25 protein-coding genes and 4 pseudogenes are annotated in these 25,652 nt (G+C 34.0%); 7 read left to right on the forward strand and 22 right to left on the reverse strand.

The window, feature by feature from the left end:
- Positions 1-269: 269 nt before the first annotated feature.
- Together B5P42_RS20185 and B5P42_RS20190 are read right to left on the reverse strand one after the other, a co-directional pair.
- Complete coding sequence (locus tag B5P42_RS20185; protein WP_044439603.1) at positions 270-1,622, reverse strand: DEAD/DEAH box helicase; 1,353 nt, start codon at positions 1,620-1,622, stop codon at positions 270-272.
- 73 nt (positions 1,623-1,695) lie between these two features.
- Positions 1,696-1,965 carry a hypothetical protein gene (locus B5P42_RS20190; protein ID WP_044439601.1) on the reverse strand — a complete coding sequence of 90 codons (270 nt, stop codon included), beginning with the start codon at positions 1,963-1,965 and terminating at the stop codon, positions 1,696-1,698.
- Between the two features lie 18 nt (positions 1,966-1,983).
- On the opposite strand from B5P42_RS20190, the pseudogene B5P42_RS32840 reads away from it, so the two are divergent.
- Positions 1,984-2,172 (forward strand): annotated as a pseudogene (locus B5P42_RS32840) (hypothetical protein); the annotation flags it as partial.
- A 216-nt stretch (positions 2,173-2,388) separates the two neighbouring features.
- On the opposite strand, the pseudogene B5P42_RS33155 reads toward B5P42_RS32840, so the two are convergent.
- From B5P42_RS33155 to B5P42_RS33160, 4 genes and pseudogenes are all read right to left on the reverse strand, one after another.
- A pseudogene (locus tag B5P42_RS33155) lies at positions 2,389-2,584 on the reverse strand (N-acetylmuramoyl-L-alanine amidase); the annotation flags it as partial.
- A 66-nt stretch (positions 2,585-2,650) separates the two neighbouring features.
- Positions 2,651-3,424, reverse strand: a complete 774-nt coding sequence (locus B5P42_RS20205) for an exosporium leader peptide-containing protein (RefSeq protein WP_113735037.1) — start codon at positions 3,422-3,424, stop codon at positions 2,651-2,653.
- Between the two features lie 42 nt (positions 3,425-3,466).
- Positions 3,467-4,470, reverse strand: a pseudogene (locus B5P42_RS20210) (N-acetylmuramoyl-L-alanine amidase); the annotation flags it as partial.
- Positions 4,424-4,682 (reverse strand): annotated as a pseudogene (locus B5P42_RS33160) (hypothetical protein). The pseudogenes B5P42_RS20210 and B5P42_RS33160, both read right to left, overlap by 47 nt.
- A gap of 218 nt (positions 4,683-4,900) precedes the next feature.
- Between B5P42_RS33160 and B5P42_RS20220 the strand changes: the two are divergent.
- Positions 4,901-5,230, forward strand: a complete 330-nt coding sequence (locus B5P42_RS20220; protein ID WP_002035120.1) for a YkvA family protein — start codon at positions 4,901-4,903, stop codon at positions 5,228-5,230.
- Between the two features lie 247 nt (positions 5,231-5,477).
- Here B5P42_RS20220 and B5P42_RS20225 read toward each other — a convergent pair whose 3' ends face one another.
- Entirely contained in the window at positions 5,478-5,690 is a 213-nt protein-coding gene (locus tag B5P42_RS20225; RefSeq protein WP_000416118.1) for a hypothetical protein, read from the reverse strand.
- A 343-nt stretch (positions 5,691-6,033) separates the two neighbouring features.
- On the opposite strand from B5P42_RS20225, the gene B5P42_RS20230 reads away from it, so the two are divergent.
- Positions 6,034-6,171, forward strand: a complete 138-nt coding sequence (locus B5P42_RS20230; RefSeq protein WP_002127410.1) for a DUF3956 domain-containing protein — start codon at positions 6,034-6,036, stop codon at positions 6,169-6,171.
- A gap of 127 nt (positions 6,172-6,298) precedes the next feature.
- Here the strand turns inward: B5P42_RS20230 and B5P42_RS20235 are convergent, their stop codons facing one another.
- From B5P42_RS20235 to B5P42_RS20265, 7 genes are all read right to left on the reverse strand, one after another.
- Positions 6,299-7,882 (reverse strand): aminotransferase class V-fold PLP-dependent enzyme, encoded by a 1,584-nt coding sequence (locus B5P42_RS20235; protein ID WP_113735039.1) that lies wholly within the window; start codon positions 7,880-7,882, stop codon positions 6,299-6,301.
- 69 nt (positions 7,883-7,951) lie between these two features.
- Positions 7,952-8,500 (reverse strand): glycerol-3-phosphate 1-O-acyltransferase PlsY, encoded by a 549-nt coding sequence (gene plsY / locus B5P42_RS20240; protein WP_113735040.1) that lies wholly within the window; start codon positions 8,498-8,500, stop codon positions 7,952-7,954.
- A 135-nt stretch (positions 8,501-8,635) separates the two neighbouring features.
- Positions 8,636-9,535: a BadF/BadG/BcrA/BcrD ATPase family protein gene (locus B5P42_RS20245; protein ID WP_113735041.1), complete on the reverse strand. Its 900-nt coding sequence runs from the start codon at positions 9,533-9,535 to the stop codon at positions 8,636-8,638.
- Between the two features lie 18 nt (positions 9,536-9,553).
- A complete protein-coding gene (gene anmK, locus B5P42_RS20250; RefSeq protein WP_113735042.1) occupies positions 9,554-10,705 on the reverse strand; it encodes an anhydro-N-acetylmuramic acid kinase AnmK in 1,152 nt (383 codons plus the stop codon).
- Between the two features lie 21 nt (positions 10,706-10,726).
- Positions 10,727-10,993, reverse strand: coding sequence for a hypothetical protein (locus B5P42_RS20255; RefSeq protein ID WP_002136308.1), 267 nt, complete (start codon positions 10,991-10,993; stop codon positions 10,727-10,729).
- Between the two features lie 78 nt (positions 10,994-11,071).
- Positions 11,072-12,355, reverse strand: a complete 1,284-nt coding sequence (locus B5P42_RS20260) for a PTS sugar transporter subunit IIC (protein WP_061689421.1) — start codon at positions 12,353-12,355, stop codon at positions 11,072-11,074.
- Between the two features lie 11 nt (positions 12,356-12,366).
- Positions 12,367-12,672: a PTS sugar transporter subunit IIB gene (locus B5P42_RS20265; protein ID WP_000865888.1), complete on the reverse strand. Its 306-nt coding sequence runs from the start codon at positions 12,670-12,672 to the stop codon at positions 12,367-12,369.
- 226 nt (positions 12,673-12,898) lie between these two features.
- On the opposite strand from B5P42_RS20265, the gene B5P42_RS20270 reads away from it, so the two are divergent.
- Positions 12,899-14,458, forward strand: a complete 1,560-nt coding sequence (locus tag B5P42_RS20270; protein WP_113735043.1) for a glycoside hydrolase family 10-like protein — start codon at positions 12,899-12,901, stop codon at positions 14,456-14,458.
- A gap of 57 nt (positions 14,459-14,515) precedes the next feature.
- Here the strand turns inward: B5P42_RS20270 and B5P42_RS20275 are convergent, their stop codons facing one another.
- The 3 genes from B5P42_RS20275 to B5P42_RS20285 form a co-directional block, all read right to left on the reverse strand.
- On the reverse strand, positions 14,516-15,349 hold the full coding sequence (locus tag B5P42_RS20275; RefSeq protein ID WP_002085563.1) for a DUF3974 domain-containing protein: 834 nt from the start codon (positions 15,347-15,349) through the stop codon (positions 14,516-14,518).
- A gap of 24 nt (positions 15,350-15,373) precedes the next feature.
- Positions 15,374-16,486: a toxic anion resistance protein gene (locus tag B5P42_RS20280; protein ID WP_002085564.1), complete on the reverse strand. Its 1,113-nt coding sequence runs from the start codon at positions 16,484-16,486 to the stop codon at positions 15,374-15,376.
- A 348-nt stretch (positions 16,487-16,834) separates the two neighbouring features.
- On the reverse strand, positions 16,835-17,428 hold the full coding sequence (locus tag B5P42_RS20285; RefSeq protein ID WP_113735060.1) for an O-methyltransferase: 594 nt from the start codon (positions 17,426-17,428) through the stop codon (positions 16,835-16,837).
- A gap of 305 nt (positions 17,429-17,733) precedes the next feature.
- Here B5P42_RS20285 and B5P42_RS32090 point away from each other — a divergent pair, with 305 nt between their 5' ends.
- Positions 17,734-17,892, forward strand: a complete 159-nt coding sequence (locus tag B5P42_RS32090; protein WP_002085567.1) for a hypothetical protein — start codon at positions 17,734-17,736, stop codon at positions 17,890-17,892.
- 34 nt (positions 17,893-17,926) lie between these two features.
- Here the strand turns inward: B5P42_RS32090 and B5P42_RS20290 are convergent, their stop codons facing one another.
- From B5P42_RS20290 to B5P42_RS20300, 3 genes are all read right to left on the reverse strand, one after another.
- A complete protein-coding gene (locus B5P42_RS20290) occupies positions 17,927-18,796 on the reverse strand; it encodes a sigma-70 family RNA polymerase sigma factor (RefSeq protein WP_113735044.1) in 870 nt (289 codons plus the stop codon).
- Positions 18,774-20,084: a phytoene desaturase family protein gene (locus B5P42_RS20295; RefSeq protein WP_113735045.1), complete on the reverse strand. Its 1,311-nt coding sequence runs from the start codon at positions 20,082-20,084 to the stop codon at positions 18,774-18,776. Before B5P42_RS20295 ends, B5P42_RS20290 begins: the two co-directional genes overlap by 23 nt.
- A gap of 224 nt (positions 20,085-20,308) precedes the next feature.
- Positions 20,309-21,841, reverse strand: coding sequence for an SMI1/KNR4 family protein (locus tag B5P42_RS20300; RefSeq protein ID WP_016120195.1), 1,533 nt, complete (start codon positions 21,839-21,841; stop codon positions 20,309-20,311).
- 246 nt (positions 21,842-22,087) lie between these two features.
- Here B5P42_RS20300 and B5P42_RS20305 point away from each other — a divergent pair, with 246 nt between their 5' ends.
- Complete coding sequence (locus B5P42_RS20305) at positions 22,088-22,720, forward strand: cupin domain-containing protein (protein WP_113735046.1); 633 nt, start codon at positions 22,088-22,090, stop codon at positions 22,718-22,720.
- Positions 22,721-23,120: 400 nt separating this feature from the next.
- Here B5P42_RS20305 and B5P42_RS20310 read toward each other — a convergent pair whose 3' ends face one another.
- Complete coding sequence (locus tag B5P42_RS20310; protein WP_181458815.1) at positions 23,121-24,392, reverse strand: exosporium glycoprotein BclB-related protein; 1,272 nt, start codon at positions 24,390-24,392, stop codon at positions 23,121-23,123.
- Between the two features lie 477 nt (positions 24,393-24,869).
- Here B5P42_RS20310 and B5P42_RS20315 point away from each other — a divergent pair, with 477 nt between their 5' ends.
- A complete protein-coding gene (locus B5P42_RS20315; RefSeq protein ID WP_113735047.1) occupies positions 24,870-25,160 on the forward strand; it encodes a DUF4183 domain-containing protein in 291 nt (96 codons plus the stop codon).
- Positions 25,161-25,222: 62 nt separating this feature from the next.
- On the opposite strand, the gene B5P42_RS32845 is transcribed toward B5P42_RS20315, so the two are convergent.
- Positions 25,223-25,652 (reverse strand): DUF4183 domain-containing protein (locus B5P42_RS32845; protein WP_258397514.1); only part of this gene is annotated, 430 nt, incomplete at its 5' end.

A 25,652-nucleotide genomic window follows, 5' to 3' on the forward strand; every position in this document is an offset into this window, starting at 1 on the left:
CTTCCCCATGAATTCACTATATTTCTCCTCCCCCTTCTACGATATCTATAGTAATACATATCCTGTATTACATTTTAAATTCCGATTCATATAACCAAATTATCTCAAATTTACGATATTTTCTCAATTGATTATTATAGAATATGTCCCAATTATTAAATAACAGGACTCGTGTTTTTTAGAAAATCTCATTATCTTTCAAACGACTTCATTGTATAAAAATAAAAAAGAGCCGCAATTATTTGCGCCTCTTTTAAAATTATAACTATTTAACGGCCACGTCTTTGCTGACCTTGTTTTGCACTACTTTTCTTATTACTTGGCTTATTAAATGATCGATTGTTATCATTTCTAGAACTATTTCTTGAATCGTTTCTTGGTCCACCTTTTGAACCACTTCTTGAACCTTCACGGCTATCTCTTTGACGATATTGACCTGATTTCTTTGGAGCCGGCTTTTGTACCGGTTTTCCATTTTCATCTACATTTTTTATCATCGGTTGTTCGATTATTTCTCTTTGTATTGGTGCACCAAGCGTTTTTTCAATTTCTTCTAAATGTTTTTCATCTTTCGCTGCAACGAACGTAATTGCAAGACCTGATCCACCTGCACGTCCTGTTCGGCCAATGCGGTGAATATAACTTTCTACATCTTCAGGGATATCAAAGTTAAATACGTGCGTTACACCATCTACATCAAGTCCACGAGCTGCTACATCCGTTGCGATTAAGTACTGAATTTTAGCTTCGCGGAAACTCTTCATAACTCTTTCACGTTTCGCTTGAGGTATATCACCATGAAGTTCAGCACAATTATAACCAAGTCCCTTTAAATCATCATAAAGCTTACTTGCTCTAACCTTTGTACGACAGAAAATAACTGCTAAAAATGGCTGATCACGATCCATAACAAAACGAAGTGCATCTGGCTTTGCACGATCTGTCGTCTCAATGACACGCTGCTCAATTGTATCTACCGTTACTTCTTCACTTTGTACTTGAATCATTTGCGGCTCTTCCATATAACGTTTCGCCAATTTTTTAATATCTTTTGGCATCGTTGCTGAGAATAACATCGTTTGTTTACTATCAGGTGTCTCATCTAAAATATCTTCAATATCATATAAGAATCCGAAATAAAGCATTTGATCTGCTTCATCTAGTACAATCGTTGAAAGATTACTTAAATCAATTGTTTCACGTCGTATATGATCTAATAATCGTCCTGGTGTCGCTACAACAATATGTGTATTACCTTTTAATTTTCTCAATTGTTGTGCTACATCTTGTCCGCCATATATCGCTAGTACATTAATATCTTCTCTTTGAACAAGCATTTTTTTAATTTCAGTTGTAATTTGCAGTGCTAGTTCCCTTGTTGGTGCAACAATTAAAGCCTGAACATCACTAGACTCTGGATCGATTTTTTCTAAAATCGGTAACACGAATGCTAACGTTTTACCCGTTCCTGTTTTCGCCTGCCCAATAATATCTTTACCTGACATAATAACAGGAATTGCCTTCTCCTGAATCGGTGTTGCTTCTGTAATTCCATTTTCACGTAATGTATGATTAAAAGTTTCACTAATTCCTAATTCTAAAAAGTTTTTCAAATAGACCACTTCTTTTCCTTATTTTTCACATTAGCTTTCATTGTACCATTTGTTTCGCCAAATATGAAAAATAAAAAAATTCTTATCTTCTTTTTTTATATTCATCCTGTACTAGATGAACAAATTCTTTTTGTTTTTTCTCGGATTTTATTAATGCTTCCATATTTGCCGAATTCAAAATATACTTCTTAATTTTTCTATTACTCCAAATTAAACCTGTATATTTCGGATCTTCGTGTAACCTTCGAAACCACTCAAATTCGCTTAATTTGGCAATATGGTGTTTTAATTTCATGTCATTCCGAGGATAAAATAAAATAATATCTGCTATTACATCAAATAATGATCCCAAGTTATTCCCTCCTATAACTTCTTTAATGAAGATATTAACGTAATTTTAAAAATCATTGTTTCACCAATTCAAAATAAATTACACCAATATGTACATCAAGGAACTAAGTTCTACAATTTAATATGTAATACGAAAGCATTATATAACCTTCATTTTGATTTAGCATATGAGCTTATCTTTCAGAAAGATGGTTTGCAATATAAAATGGAAAAATCCTAATAGTGCATTAGAGATATTTATTATTTTTCATTATAATTTTTATATCCTTACCATATCAATTTGGGAATTTTGTGCGTTTAGAAAACCATTTAGATACATTTAGCCATATATTGTACGCCAATAATATAGTAGTAAGAAATTTACAAATGAAGGATATAGAAAGAGTAAGGGGGCATGGTTAATTACTCATGAAGGTATAGTGCGTTAGATGAATAAATAGGCTTCATTTGCAATAACATAGTATGTTTCACTGCTGTGTGCTTTGTACTGTGGCGAACCATTGACACTCACTTTTGCATCAATCATAAATCCCTGCATCTACAGAACCAGCTCCATCTTTATATTTCCAAGATGGAGCATCCTAGAAATGTAGATTGTCCACTTTGAAAACAATACGTTTTCAAGGTGGACAAATAAACTGTGCTTTTCTTATCGAGTAGCAACAGATACTTCTGAAAGAAATAGACTACATCGTAATAGGGGTTATATTCACAGCTGTAATTTTACAAGTTGAAATTGCAAACCTAACGGTTGTAGTTGGATTTATAGGTAATGTCCCTAGTACTATCCCAAGTCCTGTTTGTTCCACGCTAAAATCTGCTGCAATAGAACCATTACTTGCTAAAAGACTTACTGTAGATCCGATAAACGCATCCAGTAATTGTCTAATTGGTCGTTCACGACATTCACACTCGCATCCTACATCGGTAGGTGGAAGTAATGTAATAGGTGGTCCTGGTGGTAAAAAACCTACCCCTGTTACATCAGATATATTGACCACAAAGGTTGTGGTGCCATCTGTAACTGTAACTAAAAAATCATTCACAGAAGTGATAGTAAATAGAAAGAAAAGCGGGGGCGTGTTTGGTGTGTCTGCAATAGTGCCAAGAATAACAGTTTCTCCAATAAGTTGTTGTAAAACGCTTTGCATAGGTAAAACACAGCAATCACAAAGACAACCTTCAGTTCCTCCTGTTGGGCCTGTCTCTCCTGTTGGACCCGTTACTCCTGTTGGACCCGTTACTCCCGTTGGACCCGTTACTCCCGTTGGACCTGTCCCTCCTGTTGGACCTGTCCCTCCTGTTGGACCTGTCCCTCCTGTTGGACCTGTCCCTCCTGTTGGACCTGTGGGTAAAGTAAATGGTGGGATTGGTGGAAGTGTAGGGCCAATTAAATTTGGATTTAATGCATTAGCTTGAAGTATCCCATTTATCTTTTGTATTTCATTTTTATCAAACACATAACTACCTCCTATGAGTGTACTATACTGTAGTAATACAGTTACATACACATAAACTTCATTGATCGTAATATGTTTTCCCTATACTATTGTGCACCTTAAATTGTACTGAACCTTCCATATTTAACTTCCTAAAAATTGTAAATACCTCACCTACATCTACAAAACCATCCACGTCTTTATCCTGCCAAGATCGAGCATCATAGAAACGTAGAATGTTAACTTTAGAAACAACACGCTTTCCTACAATAGAAGAATCTACTGTACTTTTCTTACTAAACTTCACATAGGATGGATTGTTCTTAATCCATTGCTCTCCACCAAGGTTTAACCAACCAGGCTTTTCGCCTCATTCAACATAAGCTTCTGATTTATTTAGTTGACGAATCTTAGAATAGCTTGTGTCTGGTCCTTTACGTAAATTAACGTTGTAGCCTTCAATATAAGCTATACCATCGGTTACAGCTGTTGGTACTTCTGTTGGTTTAGGTGGCTTTTAGGTACAGAAACATCCACACTAGAATTATTGTATGCGCGTTGTACATCAGCACGGGATTGAGCTCCTGATCCCCCATGAGATTTTAAATAATCAAGTTGATCTTCATGAGCTGTACCACCAAGATATTTAATCACATCGTAGTGAATCCACAATCCTTTTCCTACAGATAACTTGTTATCTTTTAAGATTTCCGCTAAAAGTTTTACGTATTTTTCATATGAACGCTCGATCTTTGTATGGTCTGCTGTTTCACATAACTCTACATGTACAAATCGTTTATTAGCAGCAGGTCCACCGCCATATGCAATGTATTTTATATTAGCGATTTGGATTGTTTCATCTCAATCAACAGCATATTGAACAAATGCGTTTCTTCATGTACGAGATTCATACTTTTGAATATTTCAGAAGTCGCTGTACTATGAGCTACTACGCCCTCATAAACACCTACGCCAAAACGATATGATTGTTTTGGTAAATTAGGGATAAAAAACGTTCTATCAGCAAAAATACTTGTAGCAAATGAACCAGTAAGTACTAGAATCATAAGGAACGAGGTAATTAGCTATATTAAAACCAGCTAAAATTGGAATGAATGAATGTAAGTGATTGATTATTTATATCCTTAATTCCTTTCAACATTATTGTTGTATTCGGATTCATATACGCTATAAACAATCTAATAATTATTGGCAAGATAGCTGGTATTATGAAATCAAAAGTTTTTTCTGCCTTCGTTGCAGAACGCAAATAATTCATTGAAACCTCTATCGGAAACTTATTTGCTTTCCAAAACAGATTTTCTCTTCATCCATCTCCATAATCGTATCCGCTTAACAAGCATTGTTTTATTTTGAACAGGTATTCGCTTATAAATATCGAAATATACAATAAGAAAAAACAATAAAATTGATTATTCTTTCGCTTCTTTGTCTATCCTTTTAAAAAATCTATGTTTTTGTAAAAGGAGTGTTTATATGGAGAAACAGACACTTTGGAAAAAATTCAAAAAAAGCTCAGTAAACCTCGGTAAATCCAGCGTATATGAAAGTATTATTTTATTTTACACAATGAAAAAGAAAGAGTTACCTACTAAAGCGAAACTCATTATATTAGCCGCTTTATCCTATTACGTATTAACAATCGATTTCATTCCAGATATAGCTGCTATTATTGGGATTGGCTTATTAGATGATGTTTTAGCAATCGCTGTGGCGCATAAATATGTTATGCGACATGCTGATGCTGAAATTAGAGAAAAGAGTAAAATAAAAATGGAATCATTATTTACTTCAGCACACATTTAACGAAGAAAGATAGGCTCTTACTTGTCTTTGCTCACTGCCTAACCATCATCTATAGCTTTTAAACAAATGATTTGAACAATGTTAATACAGAAAAAAGAACTAAAATAATCTTTTAGTTCTTTTTTGTCAACTCAATTTATTTTTGAACAATAGTTAAAAGAGCCTATTTTAATTTACCAACTAAAACAGGCTCTTTACTAATTTAAATTTACAAGATCATCATCATTTTACGCTATACTTTGCTACTTCAACAACATTTCTCTTTCATCGCTTTCATCATAGACATAGTAGTCTTCATCATTTCATCACATTCATTCATTTTCACCATCATTGCCTTATCCATTTCTACATCCATTTGCATCATGTTATTCATCATCATTTTCATACACTTCATTTCACACATCATTTTTTCCATAGACATCATCATGTTTGTTGTTTCTACCATCATAGTTTTTTCCATATTAACATCCCCCTAGAATTTTTATGTTACAAGTATAAAAATTCCTTTTCGTTTTTCTAAAACCTTCTTAGTTTACCTCCTACAAATATTTATCAATATATTTCCCTCTCAATTCGTCATTGATTAACTTTATTTATTGTCACGCTGAAACGTAAATATAATAAAAAGCATCTTATTATAGATGCTTCCTTGTCTAACAATTAAATTATTAACACTATGAAACTCCATTTGTTTCGTAAACATAGGGTAAATCTATTATTTTTACAAAATTCATAAATCCGACTATAGCGTATTATAGTTTCATTCATATACTGTAGTAGATCAATAGAAAGGAGGCGTATATATGGAAAGTTGTATTGTGTTCGTAAACGGCCAACCTTTTTTAGTACTCACAGTTGCTGGCATCGAAATTGCTAGATTGGAAATTACTCTTCAAGTAGCACTAGCTTTGAGAGTTCTCGGTATTCCAATCTGTGGGTAATTCATTTAAGTAAGTTTAAAAGAGAGCTTTCGCTCTCTTTTAAACTCTTGTCAAAAAATGCACTTCTATACACTTAGCAAGTGTGACTCATAGCCTTGTAGAAATTATATAATAAATATACAAGCATTTACGTTAAAAGAACTTTCTTTAACACACACATCTGCAAACAATTTAACATCCTCTTCATATCACGTTCTTTATAGTGATTCAGACATGCTATTTGAATCCAGTTATTCTTTTGTAAATATGCTGATTCATAATGAACAATATATCCTTGTAATGCTAATGCATCACCTACTGCCTTAGAACACTGCCCTTCGTTTAATTGAATGATAATAACAATTTGAGCGGCATGATCTTTAGGTGAAACAAGCTTTAAACCCATAGTATTAATAGTTTGTTCAATATAAGCATACGCCTCTTTTATTTTTTCAAATGCCTCTTCATCTTCAAGTCGCTTCAATGCTTCTTGCAATGCATAAATTAAATTCCATGAATGGGAGTATGGAATACTATCATTCATTTCATACATACCAATATCCATATACGTAGGTATTGCTTCGTTTTTCTCTATCATGTGATTATGAAAAACGAAAGATAATCCTGTATATGATTTAATAGCTTTTCCGCTAACACCACTTGCAAAATATACATCCTTCAAATTTATTGGTATTGCTCCAATTGAGCTTATACAATCTACACATAGTTTCATCTGATATTTTTTACAAAGAATGTTTAGTTCTTCTAAATTATTTAACATTCCAGTTGATGTTTCATGGTGAACAAACCAAAGCCATTCATAATTTCCAGTTGCCATTATTTTTTCTAATTCTGTATAAAGAAACGGCTCTGCCATTTCTTTTTTATGCGTATCATAATGTAATTGCGCACGTGTTGCATGTCCCACTAACCTATTTCCAAATTCCCCATTTGTTAAAACTAGTCCTTTCCCTTTTAAAGAATTCAACTGTAAAGCAATGGCATCATTCGCTAACGTCCCTGTTCCTAACATTATTTGCACACGTTTTGCTTTTGTCATTTGCAATAAATGTTTTTTTACATTTTCCATTGTCACTTGAAATGACTTAGAACGATGCGAAATAGGCTTAGTAGAAAATGCCTTTCGAACATTTTCTTCAATATCCACTGGACCAGGTAAAAACGTATATTCTTTCGTCATAATACCCCCAACACTCGACTCTTCAAACATAGCTGGGGTAACATACATTGGCTGGAAGGCTGCTTCTTCAGTACCAACTAACGTATGGAAAGATTTGAATCCCATTTGCTCATATAAAGGTAGTTCACGTGTTGTAGCAGAAATGAGTGCCAATTCATATCCATTTAGAAGCAAATAACGATGTAAAAAGCGAATTAAACCTAACAATGCTCTTCCATTTCGATATTCACGTTCTACTGAAAGTAAACGAATTTCATATACATTTTCTCCATGTTCTTGCAAATAAAAATCTAGATTTGGAATTTTATAATCTAACGAGAATGGTCGTTTTCCTCGCAATGCAACCATACCTACTAACTTATCGTCATCTAAACAAATTAAATATGTATTTTCTTCATGGAAACGATCTATACGAACACGATCTTTCGTTTCTTCATGTTGCGGAATTTCTTCTACAAATGTTTTATAATTCAATTTATGTATACTTTCAAATTCCCAAGCTTGATCAGCAACTTTATAAATTAACCCCATGTTGTATCTCCTTTATGTATTTAATAAAAATTATAAGTGGAGATTAACTCCACTTATTAAAAGTTCATTTCATTCTCGATTTACATATAAAATAAGTACAATGATAAGTGCACTTAACATAGTCGTAACAATAGAGTAACAATACAAAATCATGCAAACTGGTAAACAAGCGATTGTAATTAGTCCGGGCTTAGTAAATCCTTTAAAGATTAAATAAAATATAATGAAAACAGCAATAAGAGTAAGCGCTATCAAATAATCAAATGCAATTAATCCTCCAATAAATGTTGAAATGCCTTTTCCACCCTTGCCTTTAAATAAAATTGGGTAAATATGTCCAAGTATAGCAGCCAGTAAAGCTAACATTACAAATGTAGAATCTTCAAAAAGGTATTTTGCAATAGAAACTACGATTGCCCCTTTGATCGCATCACCTAAAAATGTAGCGACGAAAGACCCTTTTCCATATACGCGCCCCATATTTCTTGCGCCAGGATTACCACTTCCTTCTTCACGAATATCAACATTATGTTTCCATTTCGTTACTATATAAGCGGTCAATATGTTTCCAAATAAATAAGAAGCCACCAAATACAAAAATTGCATACTATTAATCATGTAATCATTCACTTTCTACATGGGAGTACTTATACAATATTCAATGACTATGTATATTGTACTTTTTCTTGCTTTACATCCCTTTGTATATTTTAACATCATATTTTTACAAATCATACAAAAATTCTCATACTTCTATTTTATAAAATATACACCCTTCATTAAATGATATGTTCCTTTCACTGCCATTTCTGATGGTGGTACGAATATCACTTCTCCCATACTTTTCTCACAGCATTTCTTAAATTCAGCATATATTTCAGGAACGAAACGCAATATACTGCCACTTACTGCAATTAAAGGTGATAAATCAAACTGCATCTTGTTATAAATATTCACCGTAATTATCGTTAATTCCTTAGCCGCTTGCAGAATAATTTTATGTGCATCATCATTCCCATTCCTCGCTTCCTCTATAATTAATGGTGCAATTGCTGCAACTTTATCTTTTGAAGAACTATATACTAGTCTTTTTATATGAGATGATGTTAAAAGTCGAAACTCGTCTTGAATCCTTAAGCTTAATGGACAAAGTCTAACTCCTTGATCAAATTGATTTGCCATTCTCTTTAAACCTTGTAACGCAATCCAATATCCGCTTCCTTCATCGCCTAAAATATGTCCCCATCCACCACTATACTCGTACACTTCTCCTTTCTTTCCAATACAAATTGCACCTGTACCGCCAATCGTTAAAATTCCATCCTTCCCTTTTAAAGCAGCTGCATGTGCAATCATTGCGTCATTAAAAACTTCAATTTTCGTTTCATATTTCTTTATTAATCGTAATGTTAATTCATTTGTATTCGCTCCACTTATACCCGCTAACCCTAAACAAATACAAACGCAGTGCCCATCTATTAAAGCTTTCTTGCATTGATCGATCGCCTCCATAATATGCGAAACTGCTTTTTCATAATCTATTAATATATTTCCAAACCCACTCGTACCTCTTACAACTTCGTTTCCGTCTTGATCAAATGCAATTGCTTCTGTCTTCGTGCCCCCACCATCTACTCCAATCATATACTTCATATGTTCGCCTCATTTTCATCATCTTATTGGAGGGAATGTTATATTCCCTAAAACTACAGATTGCTTTGCACCTGTTGCGCTTGGCACATTACTCGGATTACGATGATGCGTTTCGTTTGCTAATATCGCAAAGGCGATTGCTTCTTTCGCCTCTGAAGAATAGCCTATATCTTCTTGAATGAATATCGCGCACTTTTCTTCCTTCAATCCATTTCGTATCATTTCAACAAGTGTACGATTATAACTGCCCCCACCACCTAAAATTACTTCATCGATTTCATAATACGGCAGAATAAACTCCTTATAATGATGAACAATTGAACTTGCTGTAAACATCGTGACAGTCGTCAAAAGATTTTCTTTACCATGCTTTTCAAACCGCTTCAATAATTCACTTACAAACTCTTCTCCAAACTGTTCTCTACCAGTTGATTTCGGTGGATTCATTTTCAAAAATGGATGGTTCATACAATATGTCAAAATTTCATCTACAACTACTCCTTGTTTTGCAATCCTACCATTTTGATCATATGGCAACTGAAATAATCTTTGACATACATCATCGATTACCATATTTCCTGGGCCAGTATCAAAAGCAATAACGCTCTTATCACTTAGATGACTTGGTATTACTGTAACATTACCGATTCCGCCAATATTTTGTAGTAATCTATTTTTAGTTTGATGACGATACAAAATGACCTCTGAATATGGCACAAGTGGCGCACCTTGTCCCCCTGCTGCCATATCCATCGTTCGAAAATTAGAGATAACCGTAGTGTTCGTTTCATACGCAATAACTGCTGGTTCCCCAATTTGAAATGTTGAAGAAATAATATTACCTTCTGGTGCTGGTTGATGATAAATCGTTTGTCCGTGAGAACCTATTAAATCTAATTGTTTTAGCGACAAATCAGCCTGTTTACAAACTTCCTTTACAGCATTGGCGAAACATAAACCAAGTTTAAAGTTCAAACTGCATATCAATTGAACATTAGATGTATCAATTGATAAAGCCTGCAGTATCTCATTTTTTATATCCTTACAAAATGGAACAGTAGTAAAATGTATGAGTTCGACTTTAGAATCTACACCGTTTCCTTCTATATGAACGAGCGCTACATCTATTCCGTCTAACGATGTACCGGACATTATCCCTGCAATATACATAATATGCATGCCCCCTATTCACTAAAAAACAATTATGTAAGTAAACAACGTACAACCTACAGAAAACAATATAAATCTAAAAAACAACTGTGCTTTCGATGCAAACGATCCATCAATGAAAGAAACAACTACCGTAAGCAAAATACTTGCCGCAAAGCTTGTAACGAGCCATATACTATGCATTTGTGATAGATTTAGCATTCTTAATAAAGGTACGAAAAGTAAATTTGCACATATCACTCCAAATAACAACAAAAATACACCTTTATAGCTAAATTTTATATTCATTCTATTTCACCCTCTCTGGACTTAATGTGAAAGAAGTGATAGACAAAATGCCTATCACTCAAAAATAAAATATAAAACTTACGGATTAACAGATTCCCCATCACCATTTTTCTCAATTTCAAGCATGTTTTTGTCGTACATTTTAAAGAATGGTAGGTAAATAAGGAATGATATTGCTATATTTATAAAAACTAATACTACTGCACGCCAATCTCCACCTGTGGCTAAATACGCGCCAATTGGAGCTGGTAATGTCCACGGCGGCATAATATGTGTTGGCGTTACAAATCCCATCGCAGTTGCTGAATATGCAACAGTTGCTGTTACTAGTGGTGTAATGATAAACGGGATAATTAAAATTGGATTTAGTACAATCGGTAATCCGAAAATAACAGGTTCATTAATATTAAAAATACCAGGAACAATACAAGTTCTTGATAATGCTTTCGAATATTTTGATCGACCAAATACAATCATAGCTAATACAAGCCCTAACGTCGCACCAGAACCGCCAATCCATATAAACCATTGGTATAACGGCTCTGGTGATATGAATGGCAACTGATCTGCTCCACTAGCAACTGCTTCACCATTTTTCCCTAAGTATACTTCCCATAATGGCCGAGCAACAGTTCCAACAACCGACACACCATGGATTCCGAATGACCAAAAAAATGTAATTAAAAACACTGGAATGATTACACCGAAATAACTATCACCAGCTTTTACTAACGGTGCTGCTAATTTATCAACAACATGGTGTAAATCAATACTAAAAACGACAGTTACTAAACTCATTAAAATAATTACGAATGCAGCAGGTATAAGTGCTTCAAACGAACGTGAAACAGACGGCGGTACTTGTTCTGGCATTTTAATCATTACATTTTTCGTCTTACAAAATCTTAAAATCTCTACTGATAAAATAGATACGATCATCGTTACGAATAATCCATGCCCCCCGAGATTTGTCATCGGAAGCATAAATCCTTTTTTATCGATTAATTCGGGCGTCAATGTTAAAAGTAGTGAGCATACTGCTAACTGTGCCCCTGATAAAGCATCTAACTTATAACTTTTCGCTAAATTGTATCCTATACCAAATGCTATATATAAAGACATAATAAACATCGTTAAACGATATGGTATTAATATACTTGTTTGATTTTTCAATGCCCAAACTGATATGAAACTATCTTTCGGTAATGGTGGAAATGCTACTATTAAAAAGAAACTCCCTACGATAATAAATGGTAACGCCGAAATAACTCCATCACGGATTGCTTGTAAATGCCTCTGTTCAGAAAGCCTTGCCATCGGTCCAGATAAGTTTTTATCAAGAAACGTGACAAACTTATTCATAACGCTTCCCCCTAACTAATTAATTCATTTACAGTTTTTAATAAAGTCGGTCCACCAAGCGGCGTGTATGCTTGCGGCGGAATAATACCGCACGGAATAGATTCTTGTTCTGTAAGTTTTTTTACAGCGTCAAATCGATGTCTAACTTGAGGTGCAACCATTACAACATCCCAACCATTCTTTACTTCTTCCTCCACCTCACTTGTTCCAATAGCATGCACTTCCATGTTCATACCTTTTTTCTCTGCTTCTTTTTTTAAAGCGTTTACAACAATTGCGCTGGACATTCCTCCAGAACAAACGAATAAAACTTTCATTATTGAATCCTCCTATACTTATAAATTGTTTCTTTCAAATGAAAGAAAGTTTCACTTTACTAACAAGCATATGAAGAAATGAAACGATTTAGTTATACTGAAAGTAAATTTCACTAAAAATATTTTTCCTATTAAATTAATGTTTCAATATTTATTTTTCTCAATTGCAGGGCCAACCTAACATCATATATTATTTTAAATAATCGTATAATAGGGAGGCGTATAAATGATTATGAAACGTTTAGTAATGATGTGCTGTATCGTCATATTGTTTACTCCTTTCTCTTTCATTTCCCCTCACTCTACTTATGCTGAAGTAAATACTACTTACAAAAAACATGAATTACGCGCTGTATGGCTAGCATCTGTTCTCAATATTGATTGGCCTTCAAAAACTGGCTTACCTATTGAAAAGCAGAAACAAGAATTTATAAGACTATTAGACGATGTAAAAAACACTGGTATGAATGCAGTCGTTGTACAAATTAAACCGACTGCTGATGCTTTCTATCCTTCAAATTACGGTCCTTGGTCTGAATACATTACGGGTACACAAGGAAAAGACCCTGGATACGACCCGCTCGCATTTATGATTGAAGAAGCACATAAAAGAAATATAGAATTCCACGCATGGATTAATCCATACCGAATAACGATGAATCACACTGATATAAATCGATTATCAAATAATCACCCTGCAAGACAACATCCCGATTGGGTTGTACCTTACGGCGGGAAGCTATATTACAACCCTGGTATTCCAGATGTAAAAAACTTTATAACGGAAGGCGCTTTAGAAATCGTAAAAAATTATGATGTTGATGCAATTCATATGGACGATTATTTTTATCCTTATAAAGTAGTTGGCGAAGAATTTCCTGATCAAAAAACATTTGAATCATATAATAATGAGAATTTTTCAACTATCGAAGATTGGCGTCGCAATAATGTAAATGAACTCGTAAAAGGTTTAAATACTGCTATAAAACAAGAAAAATCATACGTGAAATTTGGCATTAGTCCATTTGGCGTATGGCGAAATATAGCTGACGATCCAACTGGCTCTAATACAAGCGCAGGTCAAAGAAACTACGATGACCTTTATGCTGACACACGTGAGTGGATACAAAAAGGGTACATTGACTACATTACACCTCAAATATATTGGAATATAGGTTTCACACCTGCTGCATATGATATATTAGTAGAATGGTGGGTAAAAGAAACAAATAACAAACCGATTCACCTATACATCGGTCAAGCGGCTTATAAAATAAATAACAACTCTGTGCCTGCTTGGTCTGAGCCAGAAGAATATCCAAAGCAAATCGCTTTAAACCATCAATATCCACAAATAAAAGGTAGTATGCATTTCAGTTTAAAAGATATAAATAACAATCCACTTGGAATTAAAGATAGACTCTCAAAAGACATATATAAACACCCTGCATTAATTCCACCTATGCCTTGGCTTGATCATGATCCACCAAAACAACCTACTTTAAAAGGTGCCATTCCAAGAGATGAAGGTATTGCCGTGGGAATAATTGACAATAGAGATAATGACTCTTCTTATTACGCCATTTACCGTGTGAATGGAAAAAATGAAGTGGATATACAAAACCCAAAACATTTACTTACTACTGTAAGAAAAACAAAACTTGGAGGAATTTACGTAGATAAAACGGCTATTTCTGGAGAAACGTATACGTATGTGGTAACTGCAGTTGATCGATTGCATAATGAAAGCATTCCTTCTAGTTTTACTACCGTTAAGGCAAAATAAAATCTCAAAAAAAAACGCCTTAAAGCTGAGAAATACTTAGCTTTTAAGGCGCCTTTTTTATTTATTCTTAAACTTCTCAGTCGCTGCTCTCATCTTCACATTCAAATCATGATCAATGGAGTCACGAATATCACGCTCTACTACTTCCATTTCCTTTTGGAAATTTTGCAAGTATATTTTTAGTTCTTCTTCTTTTTCAGGACGTTGTGATGGTGGTAATTGTACCACTAATGATAACATCGCTGTTAAATCTTTCATTAAGAACGTTTCAAGTTTATGTTGTTGTTCAAACATGCGTTGTTCTTGATAGTACGGAAGTGCATTTAATACTGAAATTGTAATGTCATCAACCGTTCTTTGTAGTGAAGGATTAATCGAGCGTTTATATGCTTGAATTGTATTTAATGCATCTGGATATCGATCATAGAAATACAATTTATAGAACGATAAGTCTGTCGGTTTAACAGTTTGCTGTGATTCTTGTCTCAAGAAATCTTTCACTTTCATTGTTGCAATATCAATATCTTCATTCGTAAGCTTTTTCGTTGTTTTTGCCATCACATGCACTTTTTTCTGCTTTTCTTTCGGTAACATTGAGAAAACTTGCTCTCTCGTACGTTGGCCCGATGAACAGAAAAGTGTATTTAATGTATTTTGTTCTTTTTTCCCTTCTGTACGAATCCAGCGATAAAAGAGTGGGTGCTGCGTAAATTCTTGTAAAAACGGTGTTGATTTGTTCGATAATTTTTCAATAGAATCTTGCGCTCTCTTATATGGTTTCGTCCATGAAAAATAAAGTTTACGTCCGAAGTATACAACTAAAACAACGACAGTAAATGCGATTAAAAGTAATGACCCTAATAGTAATAATACTCCTTGAATGAAACTCATTTTTTCACCTCCTCAAATAATCTGTTATTTCCTCGGACGCTGAATGAGTTTCTGCTTCATCTCATCATTAAATGTGTCAAGTTCAATTACAAACTTCTTACTAGACTCAATAATACGCTCTGACGATTTCTCAGATGCTTCAATAGCAGCGAATACATTTTGGAATGATTCACGTAATTTATCCATGCTAATTGCAGGATTTTCTAGTAGTTTTGTTGTTTCTTCTGTATTTTGTTTTAATGCTTGAGAATTGCTTAATACCATTGATTCAATCGCTTCATTTGTCGCATTAACTGCATCAATTGTTTTACGTTGATTTGTTAATGCGAGCTGAATTGCAGCTGAAACCGTTATAACGTTTTGCGTCATCGTAATTGCATTACGAATTGCCTCTGATAGCTTTTCATTATTTTTCTTAATGATGTCTACAGATGCGATAGATTGTAATAATACACTTTTTGCTTGTTGCATATTACGAGTACGCACAAGTATCTTTTCTAATGCATCATTTATTAACGGAATATCCCTTTGACGTTCTGGATTTTGTTTCTCAGCTTCAAGCATACCAGCAAGTTTTCTTCCTAAGTATACTTGTTTATCAAGAGCGTGAATTTTATCGTGTGATTGCTCTTTTAACATTTCAAGACCAACCGTATCCTCTTGCAAGTTATCACGGCCAATGAGAAGTGATCTTATAATCTCCTCGATTTGCTTATCTATAGATTGATATTTATGCACGTAATTTTCAAGCGGATTTTTCTTAAACACTTTAAACATAAGTTTCTTCATACCAGTTGCTTTTAATGAGTTTGGATCAAGTTCTGATACCACTTTTCGTAATTCTAACAATGTATTTGGAATTTCTTCATTCTTTCCATTCATCATCGCTGTCACAGGACGTTTTAAAGCTGATAACGTTTGTCCTGCCGCTTGCTGCTCTTTATCCCCTAAGTCTCCTAGCTGCGACAATACTTTTGATAAATCTGTATTTTGCTCGCTATTTAACTTTTGTACATAAAGATCTGCTTCTTTATTCAGTTCTTCAAGCTCTGCATCTTTTATTACTGTATCCACTACTACTTCTACATTATTATCTTTCACAATCGATACAGGTTCTTTTTTCTCGAGTTCAGTCAACAAAATCGCTCCTTTATTTATATGTGCGAATTTATGTGCACTATATTTCATCTAATATATCGTATTTCATATACATTTTTGCTTGCTTGAAATCGATTTTTCAAGAAATACCTGCTTATGCAGTCATTCCCTGTTTCATAGTATAAGTATACCTGTTCTCGTCATTATTTTCCTCAGACTTAAGACCTAGAGAACAACATGCTGAAGACGGATTCTTCACAGCTTACCTTACTTATCACCACTGACTATTAATTTGAAATTCCATTTAGTTACCTTCTTAAATTCATACAATGCTCTATCTTTTGACATATACTATCTTTCAATGTGATAATTATATTAGGTCCACTTCTAATTATTCTTCCGCGCAACAAATGCTCCCTTTTGAAAAGCTAATAACACGGTTTCAAACGTAACGTCTTCTTCAATCATCTTTATAAATCCAGCTAATTCCCCCGCATGAGAAGTTGCATTATCAATTACAAGAAAACCTTTTGGCTCTAAAATACGTTTTATATGTTCCCACCACCACATGTATTGCGTGCGCTCTGAATCTAGGAAAATAAAATCAAATGAACGATCTACTTGCGAATCTAAAAATGCCCCAGCCTCTTGATTATGAATATCGATTCTCTGTGTAAGATTTGCCCTTTCAAAATTTCCAAGTGCCTCTCCAACCCGTTCTGAAGAAAGTTCTACAGTTATAACATTTCCATTTGTTTCTTCTACCGCATTTGCTAGCCACAATGTAGAATAGCCATTTGAAGTTCCAATTTCTAAAATTTTTTTTGCATTGCACCCCTTTACTAATACTGATAAAAACTGCCCCATTTCACGAGAAATATTTCTTAATTTTTCTTCTCTTTTTTCTTTATGTCGATCATGCTCTTCTCCATATTGTTCAAGTTGCAATAATAATGAATCTAGATTATTCATTTTCTCCATCGCCTTTCCAAGCAATATGATGAAAAAGTACATGATGCCCGTCTACTTTTCATTATATGCGAAATGCACACCTTTTTCCTGTTATACGACAAAGAATTAAAATTTTTTATAGCATATTGTTTCGTTTTTTGGTAAAGTTAATTTCTACGTGCAATTATTTAATTCACATTATTTTACAATCAGTTTTCAATTATAAGATAATCTAAACCCCATTTAAATGAATCGGTATTTCTAATTCAACTAAGCGCCCTTTTCGGACGCATTTTCTTTTGTTTATATATTTCTGTAAGAAAGGATGCTTACACATGAACGTGATTAACTTAGATGCTGCTAGAAGACGTAAACAGCATAAAAAACTAATGATAACTATACCGATTATTAAACGCATTTATGAAGAAGACGGGGAAATTAAATTCGAGGTAGCCGGCGAAAAAGATGTACCTCTTGAAATGTTAGAAAAATAAAAAAAAGACGCACTTCTAAAGAAATGCGTCTTTTTTATACTATTACATTTAAGTGCATAAGTTTTTCAGAATTAACCATCATATAAATGTTTGAGATTTTCTCATCCTCAAATATGAATGAAAGTACATACGTCACTTTATTATTTATTGTAACTATAACGCCTGGTGCACCATTTACTATTTTGAAATCAACACTATACTTTTCTGGCAATCGTTTTGCAATTCCAAAGAACAAACGTATAATTTTATCTGCAGAATAAATCGGATTAATTGCAGTTGTAACTTTACCACCACCATCTGCTTTAAATATCGCATCTGTTTTTAATACCTCTAACATGCCTTGCGTATCCCCACACTGTAATGATGATACAAACTTTTCCACATAGGCAGCCATTTTCTTCGTACTTAATGTTGATTGCTTCGGCTTATCTAAAATACTTTTTCGTGCGCGTTGAAAGATCTTCCGGCAATTCACACTACTTTTATCAACAATTGAAGCTATTTCCTCGTAGTCATAACTGAAAACCTCTCTTAATATGAAAACAACCCTTTCTACCTCAGACAATTGTTGTAAAAGTAATAAATATGCCGTAGAAATTGATTCTTTCATTACAAATGACTCTGCTGGCTCATCAGACTCTTCCACAAATGGCTCTGGTAACCACATCCCTACATATACATTACGTTTATGCGCTACCGAACGTAATGTATCAATTGAACGATTTGTCGCCATTTTACACAAATATGCTTTCATATTTTCTATAGATTGAACATCCTCTATATTATTTACCGCGATAAATACGTCATGAACGATATCTTCAGCGTCCATAACACTCCCAAGGATTCTATATGCTAATGAAAATAATAATGGTTGATACGCTTCATATAATTGCTCCGTTTCCATGATGAACTGCCTCACTTTCTAATTGCTTTAAAATGTGTAACGCTGCACGTTTCCCGCTTGCTACCGCAGCATCAGCTAATATTTCATCATGCCCAGCCCAATCTCCTGCAACGTAAACACCTGGCATTTCAGGTATATTAGGGCCTGGTTTTTCAACACGGTCAATATGAGGAAAATCATGTACTACCGTAATTTTCGGTAAATATTGCTGTGCAACAGCTTCTCTTTTCCAATTCGGATGTAACAATTCCATCATATTTTCTAACTGTTCTTTCTCTTCTTGAATATGATTCAGTTCTAGTACAGGGTTATGGTATTTAATTAGACTCACTACAATTGATCCATCTTCACTTAATTTAGCTGCTCTTGATTGATTCGTGAAAAATATAGGTTGATCTAACCCTAATGCAAATTGATGTGTAGGGTTGGTTAAGCGTCTTAAACCAATATCTAATGCAGCGACGGTAACCGGTACCGATTGTTCACTCCATCTATACAAACTTGTTCCTTCTGCACCTTTTATTATTTTACAAGCCTCTTTTGGTGGAGTCATCACGATGACTGTACCTACTTCAAATAACCTATCGTCAAAACAATGTATTCTTTGTTTATCTTCGTAATGCTCTATTTCCAAAACATGTTTATTAGCCGAAAATTGCACCCCGACATTATTCGCTATATCTCTTAATTTTGTTATTATCGTCTCCCAACCACCATCTACATAAAATACTCCTTCTTTCATAGACAGCTGTATTTGCTTTAGTACAGATGATGCTAATTGTATTGTAGGAGCAAACGTATATGTTGTTGTTCGGCATAGCGCATAAAACATATTTCGTACCATAGGATCCTGTATTTCTTTTTCTGCCCATACAGAAAGACTCATTTTTGGAATCATATTTATATCCAATTTCCCTAAATGAATCATAAGGCGAGAAAATTGTATTTTAGCTGACCATGAAAGTAACGGCGTTGATAAAATGGAGCGAAAATCCGTTGGGATAGTATATACGTCATCTTTCCATATTCCGTGTGCTTTCGTGGACGGCATTCCTCCCGTAAGATTCATACCAAGCTCGTTAAATGTTAAGAACGCTTCTCCTCCGCGGTATAAAGCGTGTGCTCCAAGGTTCATATATATGCCATTTTTATTTATTGTCATCGCTCTGCCACCAAAACGGCTTGATTTTTCTAATACAACAACTTTCCTTCCTTCTTTCGCTAAATATATAGATGCTGTTAACCCTGCAAGCCCCCCGCCAACAATTGCTACATCAAAATTTTTCATAATAAAATCCCTCCTTATCGTTCTACATACAAGACGAACGAATTAGGAGGGATGTGACATTCAGTTACACATAATTTATTTCTCCTAACCACTCCATTGCAGAATTAACTGTCAAACAGTGGCTTAAAACTAATTTATATTCCAGAAAGTGTTGGTGAACATTTTCAAAATAGTAACAGTGACAACTTCTACAAACAATCTTGTTTACATAATAATATTATTTTCTAATCACTTAAATGCTGGTACCAAACTTCACTTTCTTCTTCACTCATTTCTCCTATTATTTTTGAAAAATCTATTTTTCTATCAAATGAGTCTTTTAACATATGAAATTGTTCAAACGAGCCTGTAAATGTTTCTAATGACTTAGAACAACAAACCATTTCAATATTTTCAATTGTTGCTCCATCTAATTCTAATTCCTTTAGTCCTCTCATTCTACCTAATGCCGATCCATCCTTTACCTTTGTATCTTTCAACTTTATATTTTGAATTGACGTATTATGTTGAAAGCAATTTAAATTATCAATGGTACTATTTTCAAATTCAATTGTTATTAAGTCATTTAAATTTTGTAAAACAAGTAAATCCAATCCACTAACATTCTCTAAACCTAAAATATACAAATGCTTTAAAGTATCTACTTTTGAAATTGCATAGAGCTGCTCGCGATTTGAAATATGTACAGTAAGCGATTCTAACTTTTGAAACTGCGATAGTAACGAAAAATCTTGAATATTAGTCTGTGAAAAATCTAATTTTTTTAATGATGATATTTCTACAAGTGCCGATAGATTATTTATCCTCGTATTCTTTATATTCATTTCTTGTAAGTGCTGTAAATGTATGATTGGCGTTAAATCTTGCACCGGATTATTAACTAAATATAACTTCTTTAAAGAATTCATTCGTTCTAATCCTGTTAAATCTTTAATTTCATTTCCAGATAAAATTAGTTCCCTTACTTCCGTACATATATGTAATGGACTAATATCTACTAATCCCTTTCCACCTAAATATAGTCTCTTCTCTCTAATAAATTTATCCGCACGTTCAGAAGAACCCACAATGTTTTTCCATTCTCCATCTAAACTATCGTACCAATCTTTAACATTATTTTCAGACTGAAATATAAATTGAGGATGTAAAACAGGTAATTCAATATTAAATAATGCGTCTAAAAAATGTATATTGTTGTTAGCACCATAACTCCAATATAAATAGTCTTCCTCTTGGTGAATGGTGAAATTTTTATCTTTTAGCGTTTGTAAAATAAATAGTAAAAAATCTGAAATTCTATTTGCCATTACATATTTTACTTCTTCATCTCGTCCAAAATTAATAACTTGTCCCATTTCCCCCTTTTCATCCGGATCAACATCTATTCCTATATTGTTACCGCCATAATCCTTACTAATAGGTATCCATTTGTAATTCACATATGTTTCCTTAATACATTTTGCTGGTATTGAAAATGCATCAAAATTTAAAAACTCCTCTTCTTCAATTCTTTTCCATACTCTCCACTCATTCAAAACTTCATCTAAAGAGAGAAATGGCAAACCAAAAAACAATCCTGGTCCCGATTTAACTTCACCGTTATGCGTGAGATAAAGCATACGTAATTCATCTGGAAACGAAATTCCCATTTCGCTTTCGACATATTGAATTTCTTCTATTGTTGCAGGTGCATTCAAAAATGGTTTAAAGTGATTTTTCAATTCAACTTCTAACTCTTTTATAATTAGATTATTCATTTCCCACACTCCCTTTTTATTAACTAATAAAAAAGCTCCTTTAATTACATTAATTGTAATTAAAGGAGCTTTTTCTCGCAACCAAACTTATTTTATACTATTTCATCGAAATTCAATCATACTGCATATGTACTTGCAACTTTATTATTTAACGAACTAAAACCATCCTCACTTTCACATTTCAATAACTAGACTCATACCCTAATTTCAGATTGCATTAAAACATAGGAAAGGCGGGTAATACAATTGACTTCTAATATCGACTACACTTCCCCCTCAACTAATTTCACTCATGATTTAAGTAAAAGTAATTTTTTTAAGAAAGATGCCCAAAATTATATAAATGTACTTGGCATGAAACAAGTAAATACTTTAGAAAATACTTCTTTATTAGATATTTATTTAAGTACAGGGAATGTTGTAGAACCACATATTCATCAAAATGCAGCTGAACTCGTTTACTGTATTTCAGGATCTGCAGTTGTTTCTTTACTTAACCCATTTACGAATCAAATATTAAACTTACCAATAAAACCAGGCCAAGTTGCCAACATTCCACAAGCTTGGTGGCATTATGAAATCGCCACAACAGATGACACACATTTATTAGCCATTTTTAATGCCCCAACACCAGAAGTTATTTTTGGATCTGATATTTTAAGATTAACTCCTGCCAATATGATGGCCCATACTTATTGTCTTGATGAACAACAATGGAAACAAGCCATATCTCCAATTCAATCTACTACAGTAATTGGACCACCAACAAATTGTAATCAAAACCGAGGAACGATAAACCAATCAACTCAAGCCCCTTCTCAACAACAAGATCTATATTACCAAGACTCATACTATTTCCCTCCTTATTGGGGGTATTAAATTCAGTCATTACTAGCAAAAAAATTATTCATCTCCTTGGAAAATACCTCGGAGATTTTTTATTTATATACCAATTACGTATTCTCTTTCGTAACAATTAATAGAGTACATACATATAATATTTATATATTTCATTGGAGGTGATAGCACTATGAGTAATTATAACTATCGAAAAAACTACTCTAATAATAGAAATAGTAGTTCATCAGCGTCCTCTCAATCTTCGAATTCTCAATCTTCCAGTTCCCAATCGGAAAGAGATTTAGCTCAACAAGGCTACGTAAAGAAAAAAGGATGTAATTGTAATAAAAATAAATAAGATCTTTTTTAGCTATACAAAAAGGAATACTCTTAAAAAGAGTATTCCTTTTTTCAATGCTCACCATTTAAGACGCGATGCTTAGACGAATGTTATCCCTGCACTTGCGAATCCTGTAATAGCAGTAGCTATATCAAAACCTGGTGTAGTTGATGAAACAACAAGTAATATCTTATCTTGTGGAGCGACCGCAATTGCTTGTGCGCTAATACCACTCGAAGTAGCACCGATAGCAATAAGACCACTGAATGCTGGTGTTAATAGTAACGGTGTACCTACTGGCGTGAAAGTATTACTTGCTGCTGGTGCGCTGTACAACTGCATTTGAATTTGTATGCTTCCTAATGCTAAAGCAACCGCTACAGTTACACTAAAGAATCCTGCTAACGAAGTAATTGTACCTGCGCGAGGAGCTACAAATGCGAAATCAAATACTGGAGGTACAGGACCTATAGTAATTGGGCCACCAGGTGGGACAATTACAGGGAAGAATGAACTTCCAAATCCAAGAAGTGCTCCTGTGTTTGCTAATCCACCTAAAACAGTTGCTAACGTTACTGGTCCACCTGATGCAAACGGAATAACAGCTCCGCCTCCTGTTGCACCAGTTGCTCCTGTTAGGCCTGTTGGACCTGTTGCTCCTGTTGGGCCTGTTGCTCCTGTTGCTCCTGTTGCTCCTGTTGCTCCTGTTGCTCCTGTTGCTCCTGTTGCTCCTGTTGCTCCTGTTGCTCCTGTTGCTCCTGTTGCTCCTGTTGCTCCTGTTGCTCCTGTCGCTCCTGTCGCTCCTGTTGCTCCTGTTGCTCCTGTTGCTCCGCCTCCTGTTGCTCCTGTTGCTCCTGTTGCTCCTGTTGGACCTGTTGGACCTGTTGGACCTGTCGCCCCTGGAGTAGCATTGATTAATTGAATTAATAAATTAAAAAGAAGTTGTAAAGTTGCAGAATCAACATTTGAGTTGCAGGATATAGGGATAAGATCTAAAGCAAAGAAGAATTGTGCAAGGGCGCTATAAAATTGTTGCAATAATGTTGACAATTGTCCTAAATTAGGTGCTGGAGATTGTAATAAAACTATAATACTTTGAGTTAATTGTTTCAAAAAATTAACTTCTGGAGAAGGTAATAAGGAATTTAAGAAAATTAAAAATTGATTAAATAAATCGAGTAACACTAATCTGTTTGCATTACTTGGATTTGCAAAAAATGCTGAAATAGCTGATACTAGTGAGTTTAGTAAAGTAATTAATTGACTTAATTGTTCCCTAGTAATAGGAACTGACTGTGGATTTTTACAACAATCTGCTGAAAAAACAATCGGATTGCAGTTATTATGACCAAAACAATTATTATTTGACATTTATTTCCTCCTTACTTTTCTTATAGTTGAGTGTTTTCCTATTCTAAGAACTATAAAAGATGCGATTGTAAAAAGTAGTTGAGTTATATGTTTCTCTTAAAATAGGAAACATGAATTATAATCAAACTTGAAAACGTAATTTAATTATGTTCATGACTCACATATTAATTATATGTTTTTAATAATTGACTGCTTAGATTAAACACCTAAACTTAAGAGTTTATTTTATTTTTCCACGTTTATCTATTAGGTCCAAAAGCACATTTTCATTTAAAAATTAAAACATAAATAAATCATTAGCATATATTCCACAAGTAACAACATCATTCTTTCAAATAATTAAAAATGATACCTTTACTAATATTTTGTTCCTTCTATAATCATGAAGCCGTTTCTATTATAAAAAACTTTCATACAATATAGTGGACAAGTTATTCTATACTTCGTTCAAAAAATAATTAAAGGAGTGAAATTTAATTGCCAATTATTCAACCATTTATCGCTTCTAGAAGATTTACATCTACACTAGGAGCTGGAACAGGAACAGGTGCAGCTTTTGCAATTGCTGCAACAGCTTGTTTAAACGATGCCGGTACTACTGCAACTGCCTTTCCGACTTTTACGTATTACAACCTCTATGTAAACGGCATAATTCAACCTAGCGTGAACTCCAGTGTCACCACAGGTCCTACTGGTGCTATTATAATTCCTGGCGGAGATGTATTAGACGGTGGAATTCCAATTACAATTGAATTTATCGTCACTTAATTTTAACTAACCAAATTTAGAACAAAAAGGGCAGATTTCTCTTTATAGGAAATCTGTCCTTTTTAATTGATAATAATAAATTGTAGGATAATTGAAGATCCTTGTGAGGGTGGTTCAGCATCTAATAAAGTTAACTGACCAGCTGTAACTTCATAAAAAGGTTGTGGTTGAAGAATTCCATTTATAAATAGATTAATATAAGAAACTTCACTTGGTGATAAGATTTGTGTTGTACCGTATTGTGCTATACCATCTGCATTAGTATATATAAGTTTTTCCCCATCTGAAAAAGTAAAATATAATAGGTTTGTTGTTGTGATTGTTTCCGGTATTCCCGTTGGGCCGGTTATTCCTGTTACTCCTGTTGCTCCCGTTGCTCCTGTTACTCCCGTTATTCCTGTTACTCCCGTTATTCCTGTTATTCCTGTTATTCCTGTTACTCCTGTTGCTCCCGTTATTCCTGTTACTCCTGTTATTCCTGTTACTCCTGTT

The sequence above is a fragment of the Bacillus sp. SRB_331 genome (assembly GCF_003264175.1).
Lineage (GTDB): Bacteria > Bacillota > Bacilli > Bacillales > Bacillaceae_G > Bacillus_A > Bacillus_A mycoides.